Origin of the sequence: Candidatus Acidulodesulfobacterium sp. H_13 (assembly GCF_048541835.1) — a bacterium.
Classification (GTDB): Bacteria; SZUA-79; SZUA-79; order Acidulodesulfobacterales; family Acidulodesulfobacteraceae; genus QIJE01.
Window position 1 is genome coordinate 174,975 of the sequence record NZ_JBLEOY010000001.1, and the last position, 22,223, is coordinate 197,197.

The following is a 22,223-nucleotide window of genomic DNA, read 5'->3' on the forward strand; positions in this document are numbered from 1 at the left end:
AATTCAAATTAAAATAAAATATGTGATATAATGAAATGAGTAATATACATAATATCGGAGATATTAAACCTAATAAAAAAATTACTAAAAATGAGAAAAGGAGGGGCTTACGATGTCTGTAGTTATAAATCCGGACAGCATAAAAAACCTTAATCCAAACAATATTCTCAAAAGCGGCGAAAATATTACCGGCGCTCAAAAAGGCAATGGATCTTTTGGCGATACTCTTTTAAATTCCATAAATAAGGTGAATGACCTTCAAATATCCGCCGATAACTCGGCAGAAGATATTGCTATCGGAAAATCGTCTAATATACATCAGGCAATGATAAATATAGAAAAAGCAAACGATTCTTTTGAGCTAATGATGCAGGTTAGAAATAAAATTATAACCGCTTACAATCAAATCATGAATATGCAAGTATAAATAAATGACAGCTACTCTAAAAAATTTCTCTTCTCAACTAAAAACCTTTTTTAGCGAGCTTTCAATAGAGCGAAAACTCGCATTTTTTTTAGTCGTTATGGCGGTCGGCGTAGCTATATATTTTACTGCTATATATGTCACGACACCGAATTACGGCGTTCTTTACTCAAATTTAAACCCGTCTAGCGCTTCATCTATAATAACTAAACTTCACTCGTACGGCATCCCTTACAAACTTGCAGATAGAGGGAAAACATTATTGATTCCTAAAGGAAGCGTTTATAAGATTAGGATTAAACTGGCATCTATAGGACTGCCCCATCAAGAAGGAGTCGGGTTCTCTATATTTAATCACGTTCCAATAGGCATGACCGACTTTATACAACACGTAGATTATCAGAGAGCGTTACAGGGCGAGTTGGAAAGAACGATAAACCAGATTAATCAAATTAAACATTCTAGTGTCCTCATTGTTTTGCCGAGACGTTCCGTCTTTGTTTCAAGAAAAGAGTCCGCAAAGGCATCCATTATAGTTAAGCTTAAATCCGGCATGCATTTAAGTAGAATGCAGGTGAACGGGATTATACATTTGGTTGCAAGCGCGGTTGACGGCTTAAAACCTAAAAACATTACTATAATTGACACTAACGGAAAGATTTTATCCATTCCGATAGGAAACTCCTTTAAGTATACGGCAAGTCAGTTGGGCTACGTCCATGAAATAGAAAAAAATCTCGAAGGCAAGATAAACTCTATGTTAATACCGGTCGTCGGAATCGGAAACATCGTTTCTAAGGTTTACGTAAAAGTCAATTTTGCGAGAAAAACTGAATCTCAGCTGATTTACAACCCGAATACTACGGCTATAGTCTCACAGCAAACATATAAATCATCTTCTACCGGGGCGGTAAGACCATATGGGATTCCTGGAACAAAATCAAACCTTCCGCCCGGAAAGATACCGACTCGAGCTGTAAAACCGAGCATTCATACCGTAAAAAAAGAAACGATAAATTACGACGTATCTAAAAAAATAGAAAAGATTTCTTATCCAACCGGAACTATAAAAAGAATATATGCTTCAGTACTCGTTAACGGAGTATATAAAAAAATAAAATCTTCAAAGGGCAAGTTTTTAATGAAATATGTCCCAAGAAGTTCATCCGAAATGAGCTTATTTAAAAATATAATCAAGACCGCAATCGGATATTCAAAGGCTTCGAAAGACGAAGTCGTGATAGCCAATATTCCTTTTAAAAAAATACTTTATACTATACCGGTACAACCTAAAAAAACGATAGAGTCTATAATAGAATCAAACTTCGGCGAAATAGTCAGATACGGGGTCATCTTATTAGGAGTTATATTAATAATATTACTTATTTTAAGGCCACTCATAAAATATATTATGGCATATGAATCCAAATCTCCTGCAGGATCGTCTGAAGAAGAAAGGCTTGAGGCGTTAGATCAAATGAAACGGGAATCCCCTTCTAAACCGGAACCGAGCATGAAAGATATTGCAACTAATATCGTTAGGTCGGATCCGGAAGCCGCGACAAATTACGTAAAAAATTTATTAAAAGAAACGGGTAGAGAGACATAAGATATGCCTAAAAAATTTTCAGGACCCGAGAAAGCAGCCGTATTCCTTGTTTCGGTAGGCGAAGAAGCTGCTTCCGAAATAATAAAAAGGTTAGAATTAATGGAAATCCAAAAGATTACCAAATATATGGACCAGCTCCCTACGATAGAAAAGGAAGATTCCGATTCTATACTTAAAGATTTTAATTCTAATTTTTCAAAAATTGGTTTAGTAGTCAAGGGGGACGACTACATTAAAAATATTATAGCTAAATCCTTAGACCCCGACAAAGCAAAAAAAATCTTAGATAATCTGCACGGACCGATAGAAGAAGAAGGATTGCAAACACTAAAATGGCTTGACCCCCATATTATCGCCGATTTCGTGAAAAATGAGCATCCCCAGACTATAGCACTTATACTCGGGCATTTAGAGCCGATGTCTGCAGCCATGGTCGTAGGTCTTTTGCCGTCCTCAATAAGGTCACAGGTCGTATTTAGATTGTCAAAGTTGGAAAGGGTCCCTCCAGGCGTTATAAATGACCTTGACGAAGTGCTTCAAGAGCAGTTAAAATCGACGGGTTCGACGCAAAGCAAACTCGTAGGGGGTGTCAGAATAGTAGCAGATATTTTAAACAATATGGACAAATCCATAGAAGAACCTATACTTGCAGATATAGAGAAATTAGATAAGGAAGAGGCGGAAAAGATTAGGGAGCTTATGTTTACATTCGACGACCTTGCGATGGTGGATGATAAATCCATGCAACTTATACTTAGAGAGATATCGCACGACCAGATTGTCCTGGCGTTAAAAACCGCTTCTGAGGACCTTAAAAACAAAATACTTGCCAACGTATCTAAAAGAGCTCAGGAGATGATTAATGATGATTTAGAGGCATTGGGACCGAAGAAACTTTCGGAAGTGGAAAAAATCCAACATGAAATATTAAAAATTGTTAGAAGACTTGAGGATGAGGGTAAGATTAGTCTTGCCGTAAAAAGTGAAAGCGAAAAACTAGTTTAACCTGTTTAAGACCGGGGACGGCGTGAATAAAATTTTAAAAGATAATGAATTCAATATTGAAGGAAACACCATATATGACGGGAAGAAAACGCTTTTAGTCAATATTCTTAAAACAGAATCCAAACAAGACGACGAAGAGTTGGTAAGCACTTTAGGATCGGTTCCCGCTACATTGCAGAAATTTATAATTTCATATTTAGAAAACCATAAACATAAAACTGAAAAAACATTAGAAAAAAAAGAGCAGAATATTTTAGAAAATGCCGAAAAAAGAGGCTATTCTCGGGGGTTTAGCGAAGGCAAAAAAGAGGCGGACAGACTGACGGAAGAAGGGATTAAAAACATTCTAAAAGCCGCCGGTTCCATAGAAAAATTTAAAAACGAATTATACAGAGACGTAAAACGGGATGTAATAGATTTGTCTTTAAACATCGCAAAAGCGATAATAAAGTCGGAAGTGGAAACAAATAGAGACTTAATCATGCGAATAATAGCGGATGCTATAGATAAGGCTGGGGATACGGTAAATTTTACAATATATTTAAACTCTGCAGATTACGGCACTTTAAACAAGAATCCGGATGCAATAAAAAACTTTACGGCAAAGGAATCTAATATAGAATTTCTGCCCGATAGAAACATTTCTCAAGGGGACGTGATAATAAAAACCGATTTTGGTGAAATAGATGCAAGAATCGAAACACAGATAGAACAAATAAAGAAAATATTTACAAAAGTAGCTCCGGGTTAATCATATTTTCCTGATTTTTTTCATTTTAAGCCTATCTTTTTTTGAAAGTTTGTGTGGATTGCCCTTTTTTTCGGAACTCATCCCGTGGCGGCGGGCCGTTTCGTCTTCTTCATCTTCGTAATTCTGGGAAAGACTGCCGTTATTGTCACTGTTTATGATGTTTTCAATTATTTTTTCGAATTCTCCTATACTCATACAAGAACAGTTTACACCTGATACGTGGCGCCTAATTTCATTATCGTTAGTAACGACTATCGAATTGCCTATGCTTTTCGCCAATCTTACTATGACGTCGTCTGCTTTTTCATCTTTCTTAGAATATATTATTTCAATATTTTGACGGTTGTACGCAGACTCGTAAGGCTCGTCGGTGTTATAACCGTCAAAAACCACTATCACTTTGTTTCTTTTTACATTATAATATTTTGATAAAAAATTTATCGTCAACTCTCTTAATTTTTGAAGTTCGTCGGATTTAAACCTTAACTTAAAATAAGAATTGAAAATAAAGTTGTATCCGTCTATTATTATCGTTATCATAATATATAAATTATAAATAATATGAATAATGTTAGTCAAACAAAAAAAAATGAAATTATTGTTTATATCATAATTAGACAAAAAGACATATGCTATAAAATCAGGCATGTTCTTAAAAAAACAGTTGACGAAAAAAAAATGATTACGTTAAAAACTACAAATGACCTCCCCGCCACATTCAACAACGATACATATATAATCACCGAAAATAACAGGGCTTTTATTTTGGAGATATCCAAAATAACTCCAAAAATAAATGTGAAACTGTTCGTTTATATAGATAATATACATGAACTGGACGAGCAGAATATTATTTTTTTAATAAAACATAATATCGACCGTATAATTAATTCAAAAAATATTAAAGATTTGAAATACGAAAGATTTGCCGATGCAAAAATTTTTAAAAAAAAGCACCATAATACCTTTATCGACAAAGCTTCCACTCTGCTGGATGATTTATGTCATAATAATGACGATATTGCAGAAGCAAACGGAATCAATATTTACGGAATCTCAAATCATATCAAAACGGTTATAGAAAAAACTCATAAGGTGGCACAAGGTGGCAGTAATATCCTGATAACCGGAGAATCCGGAACAGGGAAGGAACTTATTGCAAAATTGATACATAATCAATCCAAAAGAAATGCCAATCCTATGGTGTCTATAAATTGCGGAGCTTTTCCGGAGGGACTTCTTGAAAGTGAACTGTTCGGATACAAGAAGGGGGCTTTTACCGGAGCCTTTACCGACAAATTAGGCAGATTCGACCTTGCGGATAAATCTACTATATTTTTAGACGAAATAGGAGATATGAGCATTTCACTTCAGGTAAAACTTCTGAGAGTTATTCAGGAACGTGAAATAGAACCCATAGGATCTTTAAAAATAAAAAAGATAGACGCAAGGATCATCTCCGCTACAAACAAAAATTTGGAAGACATGATTTCAAAAAATCTCTTTAGAGAGGATTTTTATTACAGGATTAACGTAATACCGATTCACCTGTCGCCTTTGAGAGAAAGAAAGACCGACATTATCGTTTTGATTTATTATTTTATGAAAAAATTTGAATATTTTCAAGATAATAAAGTTTACGGTATTTCCGAAGATGCTTTTAATATACTTTTAAATTACGACTGGAACGGAAACGTAAGGGAACTGGAAAATCTCATGGAGATGTTGGTCGTTCTGAACGAAAGCGGACTGATTACCATAAAGGATATACCTGAAAAATATTTTAAGAATAAACGTATCGAGACCGCAAAAACAGTTACGGAAAATTTAGAGATTTTATTGAACAAAGGGGATACTATAAATTTAAAAAACAATATGGAGAAAATAGAGATGAATATCATAAATAAGGCAATTAAAATTTCCGGCGGGGTTAAAGTGAGGGCTGCCAAAATGCTCGGTCTTAATAGAACAACTTTAATAGAAAAATTAAAAAGATATGAAAAACACCGGAATAAATAGGGATAAGGCACTTATTCTACTTACCGTCGCAATAATGATAGCGATAACGGTTGCAATCAAGATATTCTCCCCCGCTATAGTTTACGGAAATACACGACAAGTATCGCCGAAGGTTACAATATTGTATAAAAAGGCTTCTAAAGAATATGCCTCAGGCAACCTGTCGGCCGCCTATAAAACCGTAAAATTTATACTCAATAATTATTATACCGGAAAGATATTGTCCTCGGATATTAATTACCTATACGGAAAAATACTTTATAAATATAAAGATTTCTTTATGGCAAAACCCTATTTTCAAAGAATTATCGTTAATGACCCTAATTACAAAAAAATTTATGGGGCTATTTTTTATATGGCTCGATGCGATTTTAATATGAAAAACTATAAAAGGTCTATAAGAGATTTTAATTTTCTTTTAAATAAAAATAAAAAAGGCAGCAATCTTTATAATAAATCACTCGTATATCTGACCCTTTCTTACGCTTCTTTCGGAAATATAAAAGAAGCGAACAAATTTTACGAAAAAGACGACGTTAAAAATATTTTAAAAAAAATAATATACCTCGAAAAAAGAAATAATTATTTCAAGCTAATCTATTTAAACTATTTGATAAACCGTAAGGATGATTTATCAACCGCGCTTTTAATATTAAATAATAAAAATTTATTCTCTCCGAAAAAAAAATATATATGCTATAAACCGTATTACAGTGGCATTATAGCGTTAAAGAAAAATGAATATCGGACTGCTCAAAATTATTTCGCGGAATCTTCAAACTATTGCACGGGATACTATCGCAAAAGCAGCCTTATACATTACGGCATATCACTCGTCAAACAGAAAGATTTTAGCGGCATTGAATACATAAAAAGCAGACTTTCCGCAGAGGATTTTTTAAATATTAAGCTTATGGCCTTAAAATTTTTGGCTAATTTTTACAAAAAACATGATAAACCCGAAATAAGCCTCGGCTATTTGAAAAGAATACTATTTGATAACAACGTCATGAGCAAAAAAGAAAGAAGTTTGTATGAAAAAGAAACGGCAGGCTTGCTCTATAGAATTATTAAAAAGGATTACGAAAATAACAATTTTAAAGCATGTTTTAGCATATTTAAACGGATGAAATTTTTAATTCCTAATATATATATTAACCCAAAAATTTATCTTTACTTATTTAAAATAAAAGCTAAGGAAAAAAAATACAAAGACGCTCTGCCTTATGCCGAAAAATATAACAGTTTGGTTAAAAACGCCGTTTCCGAGTATTATATTTCGAATATCTACTACGCTCTCAAAAAATATCCGAAATCAATTTCATTAATGAATAGAATTAATTCAAAAAACGTTAAAAACATCAAACTAAGAAATAAGATTATCGATTTAAAACTCAAATTATATAAACAATTGAATTATTATAATAATTATATAAGTTTATTGAAGAGAAGCCTTAACCTGCTTCCGCCGATAGATAATATAAATAGCCTTTATTTTTTAGGCCGCAACGAGTTTAATGAAAATGATTTAAAAACGGCAGCGGCATATTTTAACCGGCTAATCAGAATAGTTAAAAACAATAAAAATATTTTATATGACACATATTATTACCTCGGACTCATAAATTACAGATTTAACGATTACAACCTATCACTCTCATACTTTAAGAAAGGATACGACATAAATAAAACCGGCAAATACTTTCAATACGAATTATCTCAAATAGCATTTATATATTTAAAATATCTGCGCAACAAAACTCTATCAATAAAATATTATAATATTTTATTAACCAATGCAGTTTCTATTACATATAAGAACATTGCCTCTTCTATGATTTTCGCCGCTAATCTACAGAAATAGCAAATATATCCTTCCGTTTTAAAAATTACGCTGTTTTGCCAAAATAATAATATCACCCCTGCAATCATTTTATATCGCTGTATAAAAGCATTCGGATTTCGGTCCGACGCCGTTTTACTGAAACTTCCGAATACCGCAATGTAGAATTAAGCGGCGGGGTCATAGGGAAAATAGATCGGCACAGGTTGGTCAAGGAGCTGAAGCTAAAAAACATAAGCGATATTAAAATCGTCAACAGCTTCTTGTAATAGCAATTCCTTAATACCAACGTTAATGCAAGGCTTGAACCGTAAATCTTGGTGATTATCAAAGAGTATTGCTTCGGGTTTTTGTCCGGCATTAACAATAATCGGCTTGACGGTCTCAAAAATTACACTTGACAAAATATTAAAATATGATATATAAATATGTATAAGCATACAAGATATTAAAATAAAAATTTTCTAAAAAATGTTAATTTAGAGTATTATAATAGTATGAAATGCGGAGATGTAAAGATCAACTTGTTTTGTCGAAGAGATTTTTATGCTTTTTAAAACAAATCTTTGTTAACTTTTAAAATGGAGGAACTTAAGTATGCCTGGGGTTATGTTTTTAGGATGGGGCGTATTTTTCGGCGCATTTGCGCAACTCTACATGGGTTCTACCTTAAAAACCGCTATGCTTCACGCCGGTCCTACCTTATCATTTTTAGGGTGGTATTTTATATTCTGGGCAGTTTTTGCGTTCTTGACCTTTATAGGGTCTATTGTGGCTAAAAAATGGATAATGATGCAAATCGGCTTAGGTCTGACTACTATTATGTTAATACTTGCGGCAATAGCTCATTGGATAGGAGTTTCAGGGGCAAATCCCGGGCTTATGCTGATTGCAGGCATAGTAGGATTAGCTGCCGCCGCGTGTATGGGTTATACGGCATTTGCCGCATATATGAATGGAATTGCAAAAAAGACCATTCTTCCGGCGTAATTGCTACGGCATAATACATTGTAGTTATTGAGGAGTTTATAAGATAGGAGTCGTTTTTTTTACGACTTCTATCTTACTTTTATAAAGAAGTGCATTATGGTTTTGAGTTTAGTATAAAGGGATTCAAGTATTTAGTATATATAAAAACAGAGCTTCCACTCATGTTTTTTAATTCGTCCGGGGAAATTAACGGAAATATACCTGAAGCAACGGGGGTTTCATTAAAATCTGCCGATAGCGGCAAACTTAAATTTCTTCTTACGGATTCTTTATGAAATATATATCGTTTGCCGGATATTTCAGAATAATATTTGCATGTTTCATAGCCAGCGTGTCCCATGACTATATGCGTTCCTATATTGAAAGTTATTAGAGGAATATCGCCGTAACGGTCCTTCAAAAATGAAATATCCTGAACCGTTAAGCATACGCCCGTATTCGTCTTTCTAAGATTTGCGAGTTCTATATCAAAATTGTTAATACTTAATGCCGGAAACTCGTCAAGATACATAAAAATAGAACATTCATCTGTAAGTCTATCGTCATCGTCGTTATTCTTGTTTTCGACCGTTAATGTCAATCTCCTCCTTCTATTCTCATAGATAGCATTAATAAAGATAGATGTTATAAAAAACATAAGATTATCTCCTCCGGAATTCATTTTTTCCTTAGGTATACCGACTATAAAAAGGGTGTCTTTATTAAAAAAATCGTAGACAGAAAAGCACCTTGAATTATCTTTATCTTTACATCTAAACCGTTTTGCGGCATTTTCATCGTTTAAAAAATCTAAATTATTGAGAATATCCGTGACTATTTTAGCCCTCTCATAAACTGGAAGCTCCAAAAAATTACGGAATAAAATTTTTATCTTTTTATCGTTTTCTCCTCTAAAATTTATTATTTCTTCTTCAATGAATTTAACTCCTCTTTCAAAAAAACTCTTTACGGTAACAAGGTCAAAATATTTGACACCGTATCTGTACTTAAAATATAAAAGACACCAATAAAAAAGGTCTATGGATCTTTTAGCATAATATTTATGTGCATGAATATCGCCGCTCTTCATCTCCCGTTTGTCCAAATGAAAAAGCATGGATGAAAGATTAAAAAGCTTTTCGTCGGATAACGGCTCTTTATCCTCATTTAGCAAAGGGTTAAACCGAATTTGCAAATCGATCCCGCTTGCTTCGCGAGATTCAGGCCTATAAGGATCGAAAAATATTATAGCTTTACCTGATTTGAGCCAATCTTTTTTTACCGATGCATATAAATTAGGACTGTCTATATCTATCGCGAATACGCTGACATTCGAATATGACGCGTCCCTACAAATGCCCGGAATGATATAGCGGGATGTTTTACCTCCGCCGGTCGGTGAAATAATAAGCGTATGCTCAAATCTTTTTTTACTATTTAATCCGATCAAAAGACTCGGATCCTTTTTACTGTCTAAACTCTCTAAAATACCAAGGTCGAATGATTTGTTTTCCTCATATGTCTCCTCAATTTTCTGTATATCTTTCGTGTCTATATATCCGGATAGTTTTAATCCTTTAACTTTAATATCATTAATACTACCGATTTTATTTTTAACGATAACTAAGAGAAAAAAGAGAACAACCCATAGCCCTAAGTACCCGGCAAAAATAATAAAGTGAACATATGCGGAAAAGTATAGAATTACTCCACCGAATATCGAGATTATAATCACGGCGAATATGATTGATATGACTAATATTGAAAAAAGGGAACACATTGAATCGGGAGTGATTCTGTTTATAAAACCTATCAACTTCGAGGAAGACCTTGGATCGTAAATACGATAACTAAAATTTGACGCTATTTCACCGTAATCGGCAAAACGTCCTGTGGCAGCAGGATGAGATTTTTCAGATTTATTTTTCAAACAGCACCCTTATATGCTTATAAAAATAGATTACGCCAAGCGCTACAAAAATCAATGCGGCAATAATGCCAAATTTGTGTAGATATTCCGATACTATGCCGATATTTTTTCCGGTCTCTAATCCTAAATATACTATTAACGTGTTATAAAGCAATGAACCTGAGATAACGTAAAGGCTAAATTTTTTATAGTTCATAAAAGATGCACCGGGAGGAAAACCTATGTAAGTTTTTACGACAGGCAGACATACGCCTATAAACACGGCAAGTCCGCCGTATTTTTTAAACCATACCGTTGCTTTATCCATATCTTTTTTATTAATGAGAAAATACCGTCCGTATTTCTCTATGAGTGGCCTTCCGCCTTTTTTCCCTATCAAATAAAGCAGTGACGAACCAATATATGTTCCAATGGTAGCACTCAAAACGACAAGATAGAAGTTTAATTTACCTTCTCCAGACAAAAAACCGGAAACACCTAATACCGCTTCTGACGGAACAGGGAGGGCACATGATTCTAAGATCATTAAAAAAATAATTCCGGGATATCCTAACGAAATAGCCCAAGTCAGAAATATACCTATATAACCTTCGCTAAAATTTTTAATACTTAAAATCATATGGTTTATTTTTTTATTATAAAAGCGGTAATTATAGTGTAACGGCTTTTACGGAATCGTAAATAACGGACATGAGGATATCCATGGTGCAACTGTCTATGACGAGAGGTGGCATGATAACGATGACGTCCCCTAAGGGTCTAATGATTACTCCTCTATTTCGAGCCTCAATAATAACCTTATGCCCTATTCTTCTCTTTACTTCGAACGATTCTTTAGTATCCCTATCTTTTACTAATTCTATGCCTGCCATAAGGCCTATATTTCTTATATCGCCGACCGTTTCTAACGAGGTTAAGTCCTTAAGCAGTTTGTTGAAATGTATTATTAAGGGTTGTATTCTGTTTAAAAGGTTGTTTTTTTCGAATAACTCTAACGATTTAATAGCGCATGCAGATGCAAGCTGGTTCCCTGTATATGTATGCCCATGAAAAAATGTCATATTATCTTCATAGTTTCCTAAAAAGCCATCATATATCTCCTGCGTAAAAAGTGTCGCCGCCATAGGAAGATAACCCCCTGTAATGCCCTTAGCCATGCACATAGCGTCCGGCAATATATCTTCGTGAAATGAAGCAAACATTTTACCCGTCCTACCAAAACCGGTCGCAACTTCATCGAGTATCAACAGAACATCATTCTCCTTACATACTCTTTCTATCTTTTTCATATATCCCGTCGGCATCGTTATCATTCCCGATGCGCCCTGTATCATAGGCTCTATTATAAGCGCGCAGGTTTCTTCAGCGTGAAACCTTATGATTTTTTCGGCTTCTTCGGCGCAATACAGCCCACAATCTGGATGCTTAAGGCCAAACGGACATCTATAACAATACGGATATGTTATCCTGATGGTTTCAAACAGCAAAGGCTTATAAATAGAATGAAAAAGCCCCATTCCGCCGACGGAAACGCTCCCGATAGTATCTCCGTGATATGCCGACGTTGCGGCTATAATTTTTTTCTTATTTTTATATGCACGCCCTTTTTGTTTAAAATATTGAAACGCAACCTTAATAGCTATTTCTACCGACGTCGAACCCGAATCGGAATAGAAAACTTTTTTAAGGCTTTTGGGGGCAATTTCTATAAGTTTTTCGGCAAGAATTGCCGACGGAACGTTTGCGAGCCCGAGAAGCGTGCTATGGGAAACTTTATCTATTTGCTCTCTGAGGGCTTCATTTAATTCGCTGTTATTGTGCCCGTGAACATTTACCCATAAAGACGATATCCCATCTATATATGCCTTGCCGTAAATGTCGTAAAGGTAAACACCCTCTCCTCTTTCTATAACTATATTTTGATCCTTCTCCCAGTCTATCATTTGAGTAAAAGGATGCCAGACAAATTTTTTATCTAACTTTTCGATACGGTATAAATCGGTCATGAATAAATCTCTATATTATTAGAATAAAGATACGTTATGCTCTTTCTCCCGAAATAGACGTCTATTTCCACTCTATAAAAAGACGAACAGGATACATCGGCAACGGAGCCGGATTTACAAATAGATTTTAAATCGGAATGCTTTACCTTATAAACCAAATTGTTATTCTTCGAAGAAAATATCATTTTGCCATTATGAAACAGATTTATGACAAATACGTTTTTTTTCGGATTGATATTTACTCCTGCATATATTATAACATTTCTATCCATTTTATTTATATCCATCTCATGCAAATCCGAAACACTAAAACGAACTGAATCTCCGCTGGTATAAAGTTTATTACCGTAGGAAATCTCGTAATAAAATCCTTTCGGAATACCAAACATATCGTAGGAAAAATAACATTTTCCATTTTTTAACGCTTTTATTATAGCCTTTTTATCTTCTATATAATTTCCGGACGGTTTGGCGGTAAGCAAAGCATGCGTTCTTGCTACTGAAAAAAGCTCAGAATATTTTGGAAATTTAATTCTATTTTTTTTTGTTATCTTTACGTTTGAATGAGCATCTATAGAGGCTATACCTACTTTTAAATCCTTATGTTTCTGAGCTTTATCCCAGAATATTATTGTTTTTTTAGGTTTATGAGATAAAAAATGCATTGCGTAAAATGGATTAATTTTATATGTCAAAATTACGAGCAATATATAAACCGGGCTCATTCCTCTCCACTGGGAATCTAAATTTATAATCTCTATCCCGTTATAGCCCTCGACGTTAAAATTTTTCCATGGCGTCCACCAGTTATGCGGATGACATATAACGGCAACCCCACCCTGTTTTTTGATATCAGAGAGTACTTTCTCGTAACTTCCTCTCTTTATTTCCTTTTCTATTCCGACGGCAAGAAAATGCCCGAATTCCGTATTTATTTCTTCTCCCGCAAAGTATAAAACGTTGCCGTAATAGCCTTCAAGGCCGTCTAATTTCGGTTTTAGCGTGTTATGATCTGAAGATATAAGGAAATCGGCCTTCAATTCTTTTGCGATATCTATGAGGGATTCTATGCTGCCGGAACCGTCGGAATATGTGGAATGAAAGTGAATAATTCCATTTAGCTCGAACAGTTTATTGCGCAAATCGAAGGTCTCGGTATTCAAAAAATCTATTTTTAATTTAAAAAATTTTATTCTTATATAAAATAGCAGTACAAATATAATTAACGCCGCTAAGATTAATAAAAATCTATGGAATGCGATTAATTTAAGTAAAAAATTTATATAGCCGATATTTTGCATTTTGTTTCTGCTCTAATTTTATTTACGTGATTATATTTTCGGCAAAATATTGTTTTAAATAGTTTTCAATTTCATCCTTTTTTCTCAGGCAAAAATCCGACCCGTTTTCACCCATCTTACGCCTAAATTCTTTATCTTTTATTAGTTCTATCAAGCAATCTTTAAAATTATTCTCGTCTACTACGGTTATTGCATTATTTTTATGCATATCCGATACTATATCTTTAAAATTGATCGCATAACTTCCGGTAACAACCGCCCTACCGTACGAAGCAGGCTCTATCACATTATGCCCGCCACCCTCCTTTTTAAATAAACTTTTTCCTACATAGACTATATCGGAAATTAGATATATATCGTCTAAAACACCATATTCGTCTACAATAAGAGATTTAATCCCGTCGTTTTTTAAAAAGTTTCGGATATTTTTATAATAAGTCGGATTTAAATCAATTTTACGGGCCTCTTCAAATAATTCCGATGAAATCTTTATATTTCTGGGAGCAAAAATAAATTTTAAATTTCCGGTCAAATTTTTAGTCGAACATTCACTTACTATCTTTTTTACAAGATTTAAAATGAATATGGATTCTTTCTCGTGAATAGAGACAAAGGATATAAACGTGTTATTGCTGACTCCCCCGCATTGAAGCATGTCTATCACATTAGTCACACCCCTGTTACCGGCACGTCCGAAACGGAAATTAAATTTCAAAGATACAGGTAAAACGTCTAATTTTAGAGAATTCACGCCGGAAGTCCGAAGAATGGTTACCGATAAACCTTTAGTTCTTGAAAGCGGACCTATAAGATTTATGCCCATTTTTTTTAAAGCAGTAGACTTAATATCGATAAAAAACACTTTTACGCCGGCATCTAAAAGCATATTGAGCAAATTTTTAGAAATATGGTGCTGAATGGATATAAAATAACCCGGATCAACGGCAGATACATATCTCTTCAAAATAAATTTAAACGCCGCAACGGGATGAAAAAAATAAAGCATTGATTTAGAATATTCAGACAAATTTATCTTTTTTCTAGCAAAATATAGGGTCGAACTCGTTTTAAAACTTATGAAAAAAAATTTCTTACTTTCTTTTTCGTTGTTGTTAGGCAGTGATCTTATGGTGTCCATTATATATAAAGCCGACTTAAACTCGCCTATAGACTCTGCATACATCCAGAATCTTTTGGCGCCGACTGAAACGCCTGAAAAACCGTCGCTATTAACACCCCGGCCTTTTAATTCTGTTAACTGTGAAAAAAAAATTCTATTGAAAGACAGATATCGTTTTAGTTTTGCGAGTGTTTTCATTAATTGTTCATAAAATAAGTTAGTATATATGCAAAATAGAACTTCCTTTAGTTTAATCCGAATCGTTTAAATTTAATCCGAATCGTCTATATTTATCGAATCGTCTATATTTATCGCATCGTCTATTAAAAGCATCGGAATTTCATCTTCTACCGGATAATATGCCCTGCAAGTTTTACAAATAAGAATCTCTTTCCCTTTAAAAATTTTGTAAATAAGATTATTATGACATTTTGGGCATACAAGAAACTCTTCCGCCATTTCTTCAATATTCATGATTTATTTACCTCCTGTCTTATAAGTCGTGCCTAACCCTGTATCTTCCAATACAACGCCTTTTTCTAAAAGTTTATTTCTTATTTCATCGGCAAATTTATATTCTTTATTTTCCCTTAAAGTATTACGTTTTTTTATCAACCTTTTTATTTCTTCTTCGCTTAAAGAAACCTTAGGAATATCCTTTACATTTGATTCTATAAGTCGTTTTACGTTTTCGTTCAATATTCCGAATATCTCCGAAAGAGTTTTTTTAATGAACAGCATGGCTTCATCTAAAAAATTTGAATCTCCACGCATTATAACCTTTTGGCTCAAGGAATCGTTAATAATTTTGTTGGTTTTCCTTACAAGGTTGAATATAACGGATATTGCCTGCGCCGTATTAAAATCGTCGTTCATTGCTTCATAAAACTCGTTTTTATAATGTTCGATATTCTCTCCGCTTTTGTCGGAGGCGGATAGGACAAGATTGAAGCCGCCGTTCTGTCTGCTTTTAAAATCATCATATAAATTTATGGACTGATAAAGCCTCATGAGACTTCGGTTTGCACTCTCTATACCGTCTAAGGAAAAATCTATATATGACCTGTAATGCGTAAACATAAAGAAAAGGCGCATTGCTTCGGGATTATGTTTATCCAACACATCTCTTACCGTAACAAAATTTTTGAGAGACTTAGACATCTTTTCATTATTTACGTTAACAAATCCATTATGAATCCAATAATTTACGAACTTTTTCCCGGTAAAACTTTCAGACTGTGCTATCTCGTTTTCATGATGAGGAAATACAAGGTCGGATCCCCCTCCGTGAATATCTATACTCTCACCAAGAAATTTCATGCTCATTGCCGAACATTCTATATGCCATCCGGGTCTTCCTTTGCCCCAGGGGCTATCCCACGACGGTTCGCCCTCCTTTGACCTTTTCCATAGGGCAAAATCCAAAAGATTTTCTTTTTCCTCATTCAATGGAATCCTTGCCCCCGCGATAAGCTCATCAATATTTTTATGGGAAAGTTTCCCATAATTCTTAAACGAGCCTACCCTGAAAAAAACATCTCCGTTTATCTCATATGCATGCTTCCCTTTTATTAAATCTTTAATCAAATTTATCATTTCACCGATGGTTTCCATAGCTCTCGGTTCATAAGACGGATTCAGAACCGACAACCTCTTCATGTCTTCGCGAAACTTTTCTATATATTTTGAAGATACTTCTTCAACCGAGCTGTTGTCTGAATTTGCCCTTTTTATGATTTTATCGTCTATATCGGTAAAATTTCTAACATATACCACTTTATAGCCTAAATGCATTAAATACCTATAAATTATATCAAATGTAATATACGCCCTGGCATGCCCTATGTGAGAGAAGTCATATGCGGTAATTCCGCATACATACATTAAAACCGAGTTTTTATTTAAAGGTTTAAAAAGTTCCTTCGACAGAGAAAGAGTATTGTAGATATAGAGATTCATATTTTTTTTATTTTTTATAATTTATACCGTCACACACCATATAATACTATATGTTAACATATCCGGATTTTTTTTTAACCATTTTTTGATAATAATTTAATACAAATGAAACATAACTTTCATAATATCGTAATATTGATCTGATATATTATTACTTAACAGAAAGTAACCGAAAAGCAATATTAAATATTTTCGTCTAAATAAAAAGAGGAAACGGCGCATGAATATAAATATTTGGGACAGCGAGGGCTCTTTCGAAGGTAAGACTCACGCGAATTGCAAGTTGAAAATAGAAAACGGGGCGAAAGAAGCGATATTGACTGAAGAAACAGACTTACGGTCAAGCAAATATAAAAATATTTCTAAGGGAGAAATGGAAATAAAATCTCTGTTAAATTCAGGCTTTATCGTTAAGAGCGATGAGGAATTTCTGTGCAATACTTATGGCTTTATTGACGGAGACGTTAGAAATAATTTTAACAATTTATTCTTAAAAAATAATTTTATTGAGGTTCAAGGAGCGTCTTTTAGACAAATGTCGCCTTACGGAAGAAATATTACAGTGAAAAATATCGTTATGTCTTCGGAAAAATTTAATGAAATCAATTCGGCAAAATATGCGAATAACTATAAATATGATGAAAAATTTAATAACGAATACAAGCTTTGCGAATTCACCCTAAAAAATTATTTCATGCTCAAACAAAACGATAATAATAATGTGAAAATAAAAACGGACGTAAGAAATGTTTCTCCGGGAATTATAGATATAGGTCATCATCCAGATTTAAAACGGATAAAATACAGTATTAACGAAGTGCCTTCGGTTTATAAGTTTAAATATAATAGGGAGAAATCAGAGGATCGCGAAGGTAAAAAACCCGCGTTGGGAATATTTAAAGATTATAAAGAGACAAGGGATGGATTCAAAAATGTAAACGTGTATATAGATGACAAAAAAGTAATAGAAATGGAATCTATTTATAACTGGCAAAAAATTATGGATTACGTTAAGAATAGGGATATGCAATTTTTAAAGGACTTAAGAATGGATAAGAAAGGTAAAATATTAGACGGAATAGAGGTCCATCATATTAATCAGCTTCAAGATGACGGAAAAGACAATGTTAAAAACCTTATTGCAATAAGCAAAAATATGCATGGGCTTGCTGATTCCCATAAAATACTTATAGATAAAAATGCCGGGTACTATAGAGAATATTTTTTTAACAACGATGTTTATAACGATCGTAATAATAAAATCTCGCCGATAGAAAAATATTCGGACAAACTTTTGAACAATACAGGCGATTTAGATCTAAGCGATAAGATATTTCTTAACGGTATAAAATTAGAAGTTGAATCCGGCTCCGCAATGAGGCTCGATATACTTATGGATAATCCGGAAGATATGCGATTATTATTTATAGATGGAAAAACGGGAGAAGAATTGAGGCTTTACATCTCAAAATCCAATGACGAAGTGGATAAGGATATCGTAAGAACAGCATTGCTAAACTTCGTTAAGGATTTGCCTACAAGTATCGGATAAACTTTGTTTATCCGATATAATAAATCAAAATAATATTAATAAAGAGATTAATTAAAATATCATGGAAAAAGACGCAAAAAACGATCAATTAAAAAGATATAAACTTTTAGCTTCACATATCGAAATATTTAAAAAGGCATTCGACGTTTATATTAATTATTCTAAATTGATAGACGAAAACATTAACGAGCGGGAAAATAACGATATGACGGCGATTGACGGCGATTCAAAAATCCTGCTTTTCGACGAGCTGGCTTTTAATTACTATCAAACCGTAATTCATGCTCTAAAAAAAATAACAAAGCACGATAAAGAATATATAGACGTTTTAATTACGACATACGAAGAACTTTGGAAAGCCGCTCCAAAACTCAAAGATAAAGATTATATTACGTCATATTTACTTGATTTATGCAAATTTTTGTATGAAATAGAAGAAACTGCTAAATTAACTTTTTTTTATAATCTTCTAATTTATAGTAGAGGAATTCCCTTTGTATCGTTCGGTGAGAAACGTGAAAACTATTTGATAGGTTTACATTCTAAAAAGGGAGAGAATGATCCATTTGAAGAGTTTAGAAAAGATAGAAAGGAAAGAATTTTAAATAACTTTGATGAACGGCTCTTCGAAGAAGCATATGAAAGATTCTTTCGCTTACTCACAGGATGGAAGAATAGAACGGATGGATACTATACTAAAGATGAAATATTTTTCATGAATGGTCTATTTATACTGGACGAGCTAACTGATATTATTAATCTATGGGAAAATAATAAGGACGTAAATAAAGATATAAACAAAAACATGCTTGATGTCAATCCTACTAAAAGCAAAATGCGCGAAACGAATAATTCGTTAGATTATAAAACAGCCGATAAGGGAGACGACGAAGCGAAGACCTCAAGAAGATTCAAGAAACAAAAAGAGGGCGAAAACGTATATAAACAGGTTTACGGTAATGAAGTGAATGAAGCAATATCCGGATACAACAACAAAGCATTAAGATATTTCAAAAGAGCTATAAACTATAACCCTAATAATTCAAGATACTATTACGAATGCGCCAGATGTTTAAAAAATTCTGGAAAATCCGATGAAGCGGAAAAATTTTTTAGAAAAGCATTCGATTTAAAGTCAGAATTATAGTCAACCAAAACTAATAAACTTAAGCTCGGTCATTTCTTCAACAGCGTATTTTATGCCTTCTCTTCCTATGCCGGATTCTTTTACACCGCCGTAAGGTTGATGATCTGCCCTTGTGGTAGGAATATCGTTTATTAGAACACCGCCGGTATCTATACGTTTGATACAGTATAGTGCATTTTTGAAGTCGTTGGTATATATACCCGCCTGAAGACCGTATATGGAGTCATTAACATAATGAACTGCTTCAGAAATATGTTTAAAAGCGACTAGAGAAACTACTGGAGCAAATATCTCAAGGCATGATATTTTCATATCCTGTTTAACATTAGAAAATATAGTCGGCTCCATAATGTTTCCGTTAAAATCTCCGCCAAGCTCAACCTTTGCGCCCTCTTTAACTGCCTCATCTACCCACGCGGTTATTCTATGCTTAGACTCCGGGTTGATGAGAGGGCCGATATCGGTCTCCTCATTGATCGGATCGCCTATTTTCAACTTTTTGGTTTCTTTAATAAAATACCCTATAAATTCTTTCTCGACATCCTGATGAATATATATTCTTTGGAGAGAGATGCAGACCTGTCCGGAGTTATAAAAGGCGCCTATCACGGCTTTCCTTGCCGCTTCAACGATATCGGCAGACTTATCAATGATAAGGGCGGAATTACTTCCAAGCTCCATTGCATATTTCTTAAGCCCGCCTTTGGACATTATTTTCTTTCCGACCTTGGGGCTTCCAGTAAAGCTAATCATCCGCACTTTTTCATTAGAAACAAGAGATTCTCCGGTATCTTCGTCACCGTAAAGGAGATTTATGGCGTCCTTCGGTAAACCTGCCTCAAGTAACGCCTGTACGAGAAAATATGCGGTAATAGAACCGTTCACGGACGGTTTAAATACGATACTGTTTCCAGCTGCAATCGCAGGAGCAATTTTATGAGCAGGTAGATTAGCGGGAAAATTAAAAGGTGTGATCGCGGCTATTACTCCTACCGGAACCCTCAAATAAAATGCAATCCTATTCTCGAACCCCTTAATAATATCCATGGGGACGGTTTCACCATGTATTCTCTTGGCTTCCTCTGCTGCATATTTGAATAAATCGACTACTCTTTGCGTTTCGATTAAGGAATACTTGTAAGCCTTTCCTGCTTCGAGAGAAATGAAACGCGCCAATTCTTTGGAATTTTTCTTAAGTATTTCTCCTGTCTTTTCTAATATTTCAAATCTTTCATATGTATGCAGGTCTTTCATTTTTAAAAAACCTTTTTCGGCAGAAGCAACTGCCGACTTAATGTCATTTTCGTCAGGCTTGCTTAAAAACCCGATTACATTATCATTGAATGGATTTATTACTTCATAAAAATCTTTTTTTTCAATCCATTTTCCGTTGATATATAGAGGATAATTTTTCGGCATAGAAAATCCTTTGATTTAATTATATTATACGTATCAGCTATTAGATTATAAATCAGGGGGGCAAAAATGTCAATTAAAGAACAGAAAACAAAATTATACAGGCGGAATCATCCTAAGATCTTAGCGGCATGAAGAGAATAATAGCTTATTATAATGTCTGCGCCAGCCCTTTTAAACGACGTAAACATTTCTATAACCGCGGCATCTTCTTTTAAATATCCGAGCTTAGATGCGGCTTTTATCATAGAATACTCACCAGATACGTTATAAACCGCAAGGGGTCTCTTGAAGGTCTGTTTTAACTTGTATATTATATCAAGATAGCTTAAGGCAGGTTTTACCATAACAATATCAGCACCCTCATCCAAGTCGAGTCCGACTTCAAGGATTGCTTCGTCGGAATTAGAGAAATCCATTTGGTATGATTTTCTATTGCCAAATTTTGGCAAGCAATCAGCGGCATCTCTGAATGGCTCGTAAAAACAGGATGCATATTTAGAGGAATATGCCATTATAGGAGTATTAACGAGACCTTCATCGTCTAACGACTCTCTTATTTTTTTAACCCTACCGTCCATCATATCGGACGGGGCTATTATATCTGCACCGGCTTTTGCATATGAAACAGCTATTTTTGCAAGATATTCCAGCGTTTCGTCATTTTTCACGTAGCCGTTTTCATCAACTATTCCGCAGTGTCCGTGAGACGTATAATCGCATAAACAAACATCCGTAACGACTAAAAGATCCGAATAAACATCTTTTATTGCCCTTAATGTTTGTTGAATTATGCCGTCGGGGGAATAGCTCTCCGAACCTAATTCATCTTTGTGTTTTGGAATGCCGAAAAGAAGAATTCCTCCTATGCCCATATCGATAACACTTTTAAGTTCTTCTAAGAGTTTGTCTATAGAATAGCGAAATTGATCCGGCATCGTCATTATAGGTTCCTTTAACGAATTCCCGTGGATCACAAAATATGGCATAATAAACTTTGACGGATCAAGCGTCGTCTCTTTTATGAGGCCGGATAATTTTAAAGACGAACGCATCCTTCTGGGTCTGACTATCGGATAACCGGAATTCATTTTAGATTTATCCTAATATTAATTAATTATTTGAATATGGCAATTGCCTATATCTAAAAAAATATTATAGCACAAATTAAT

19 protein-coding genes are annotated in these 22,223 nt (G+C 34.2%); 9 read left to right on the forward strand and 10 right to left on the reverse strand.

The window, feature by feature from the left end; genetic code table 11:
- Positions 1-112: 112 nt before the first annotated feature.
- The 4 genes from fliE to ACMCNP_RS00920 are packed head-to-tail and all read left to right on the forward strand — an operon-like array spanning position 113 to position 3,789.
- Positions 113-427, forward strand: coding sequence for a flagellar hook-basal body complex protein FliE (gene fliE / locus ACMCNP_RS00905; RefSeq protein WP_419312559.1), 315 nt, complete (start codon positions 113-115; stop codon positions 425-427).
- Positions 428-431: 4 nt separating this feature from the next.
- Entirely contained in the window at positions 432-2,033 is a 1,602-nt protein-coding gene (gene fliF / locus ACMCNP_RS00910; RefSeq protein WP_419312561.1) for a flagellar basal-body MS-ring/collar protein FliF, read from the forward strand.
- Positions 2,034-2,036: 3 nt separating this feature from the next.
- A complete protein-coding gene (gene fliG / locus ACMCNP_RS00915) occupies positions 2,037-3,038 on the forward strand; it encodes a flagellar motor switch protein FliG (RefSeq protein ID WP_419312563.1) in 1,002 nt (333 codons plus the stop codon).
- A 22-nt stretch (positions 3,039-3,060) separates the two neighbouring features.
- On the forward strand, positions 3,061-3,789 hold the full coding sequence (locus ACMCNP_RS00920) for a FliH/SctL family protein (protein ID WP_419312566.1): 729 nt from the start codon (positions 3,061-3,063) through the stop codon (positions 3,787-3,789).
- On the opposite strand, the gene ACMCNP_RS00925 is transcribed toward ACMCNP_RS00920, so the two are convergent.
- The gene (locus ACMCNP_RS00925) at positions 3,790-4,329 is read right to left on the reverse strand and encodes an NYN domain-containing protein (protein ID WP_419312569.1); all 540 of its coding nucleotides are present in this window, start codon (positions 4,327-4,329) and stop codon (positions 3,790-3,792) included.
- 138 nt (positions 4,330-4,467) lie between these two features.
- On the opposite strand from ACMCNP_RS00925, the gene ACMCNP_RS00930 reads away from it, so the two are divergent.
- The 3 genes from ACMCNP_RS00930 (at position 4,468) to ACMCNP_RS00940 (ending at position 8,641) form a co-directional block, all read left to right on the forward strand.
- The gene (locus ACMCNP_RS00930; protein ID WP_419312571.1) at positions 4,468-5,808 is read left to right on the forward strand and encodes a sigma-54 interaction domain-containing protein; all 1,341 of its coding nucleotides are present in this window, start codon (positions 4,468-4,470) and stop codon (positions 5,806-5,808) included.
- On the forward strand, positions 5,786-7,672 hold the full coding sequence (locus tag ACMCNP_RS00935) for a tetratricopeptide repeat protein (RefSeq protein WP_419312573.1): 1,887 nt from the start codon (positions 5,786-5,788) through the stop codon (positions 7,670-7,672). The genes ACMCNP_RS00930 and ACMCNP_RS00935 overlap by 23 nt, the downstream gene beginning before the upstream one ends.
- A 576-nt stretch (positions 7,673-8,248) precedes the next feature.
- Positions 8,249-8,641: an acetate uptake transporter family protein gene (locus tag ACMCNP_RS00940; RefSeq protein WP_419312575.1), complete on the forward strand. Its 393-nt coding sequence runs from the start codon at positions 8,249-8,251 to the stop codon at positions 8,639-8,641.
- 94 nt (positions 8,642-8,735) lie between these two features.
- Here ACMCNP_RS00940 and ACMCNP_RS00945 read toward each other — a convergent pair whose 3' ends face one another.
- From ACMCNP_RS00945 to cysS, 7 genes are all read right to left on the reverse strand, one after another.
- The gene (locus ACMCNP_RS00945; protein ID WP_419312578.1) at positions 8,736-10,550 is read right to left on the reverse strand and encodes a type IV secretory system conjugative DNA transfer family protein; all 1,815 of its coding nucleotides are present in this window, start codon (positions 10,548-10,550) and stop codon (positions 8,736-8,738) included.
- Positions 10,540-11,169 carry a DedA family protein gene (locus ACMCNP_RS00950; protein WP_419312581.1) on the reverse strand — a complete coding sequence of 210 codons (630 nt, stop codon included), beginning with the start codon at positions 11,167-11,169 and terminating at the stop codon, positions 10,540-10,542. Before ACMCNP_RS00950 ends, ACMCNP_RS00945 begins: the two co-directional genes overlap by 11 nt.
- Positions 11,170-11,200: 31 nt before the next feature.
- Positions 11,201-12,556, reverse strand: a complete 1,356-nt coding sequence (bioA, locus tag ACMCNP_RS00955; RefSeq protein ID WP_419312584.1) for an adenosylmethionine--8-amino-7-oxononanoate transaminase — start codon at positions 12,554-12,556, stop codon at positions 11,201-11,203.
- The gene (locus ACMCNP_RS00960; protein WP_419312586.1) at positions 12,553-13,857 is read right to left on the reverse strand and encodes a PHP domain-containing protein; all 1,305 of its coding nucleotides are present in this window, start codon (positions 13,855-13,857) and stop codon (positions 12,553-12,555) included. Before ACMCNP_RS00960 ends, bioA begins: the two co-directional genes overlap by 4 nt.
- A gap of 22 nt (positions 13,858-13,879) precedes the next feature.
- Positions 13,880-15,175 carry a 3-deoxy-D-manno-octulosonic acid transferase gene (locus ACMCNP_RS00965; protein WP_419312589.1) on the reverse strand — a complete coding sequence of 432 codons (1,296 nt, stop codon included), beginning with the start codon at positions 15,173-15,175 and terminating at the stop codon, positions 13,880-13,882.
- Between the two features lie 72 nt (positions 15,176-15,247).
- On the reverse strand, positions 15,248-15,451 hold the full coding sequence (locus ACMCNP_RS00970; RefSeq protein WP_419312591.1) for a Trm112 family protein: 204 nt from the start codon (positions 15,449-15,451) through the stop codon (positions 15,248-15,250).
- Between the two features lie 3 nt (positions 15,452-15,454).
- On the reverse strand, positions 15,455-16,936 hold the full coding sequence (gene cysS, locus ACMCNP_RS00975; protein WP_419312594.1) for a cysteine--tRNA ligase: 1,482 nt from the start codon (positions 16,934-16,936) through the stop codon (positions 15,455-15,457).
- A 220-nt stretch (positions 16,937-17,156) separates the two neighbouring features.
- On the opposite strand from cysS, the gene ACMCNP_RS00980 reads away from it, so the two are divergent.
- On the forward strand, positions 17,157-18,488 hold the full coding sequence (locus tag ACMCNP_RS00980) for a hypothetical protein (RefSeq protein WP_419312597.1): 1,332 nt from the start codon (positions 17,157-17,159) through the stop codon (positions 18,486-18,488).
- Between the two features lie 61 nt (positions 18,489-18,549).
- Positions 18,550-19,635 (forward strand): tetratricopeptide repeat protein, encoded by a 1,086-nt coding sequence (locus ACMCNP_RS00985; protein ID WP_419312599.1) that lies wholly within the window; start codon positions 18,550-18,552, stop codon positions 19,633-19,635.
- Here the strand turns inward: ACMCNP_RS00985 and ACMCNP_RS00990 are convergent, their stop codons facing one another.
- Both ACMCNP_RS00990 and hemB read right to left on the reverse strand, forming a co-directional pair.
- Positions 19,636-21,054, reverse strand: coding sequence for an aldehyde dehydrogenase family protein (locus ACMCNP_RS00990; protein ID WP_419312602.1), 1,419 nt, complete (start codon positions 21,052-21,054; stop codon positions 19,636-19,638). It abuts the gene before it with no gap.
- 107 nt (positions 21,055-21,161) lie between these two features.
- The gene (gene hemB / locus ACMCNP_RS00995) at positions 21,162-22,142 is read right to left on the reverse strand and encodes a porphobilinogen synthase (RefSeq protein ID WP_419312605.1); all 981 of its coding nucleotides are present in this window, start codon (positions 22,140-22,142) and stop codon (positions 21,162-21,164) included.
- Between the last annotated feature and the right edge of the window lie 81 nt (positions 22,143-22,223).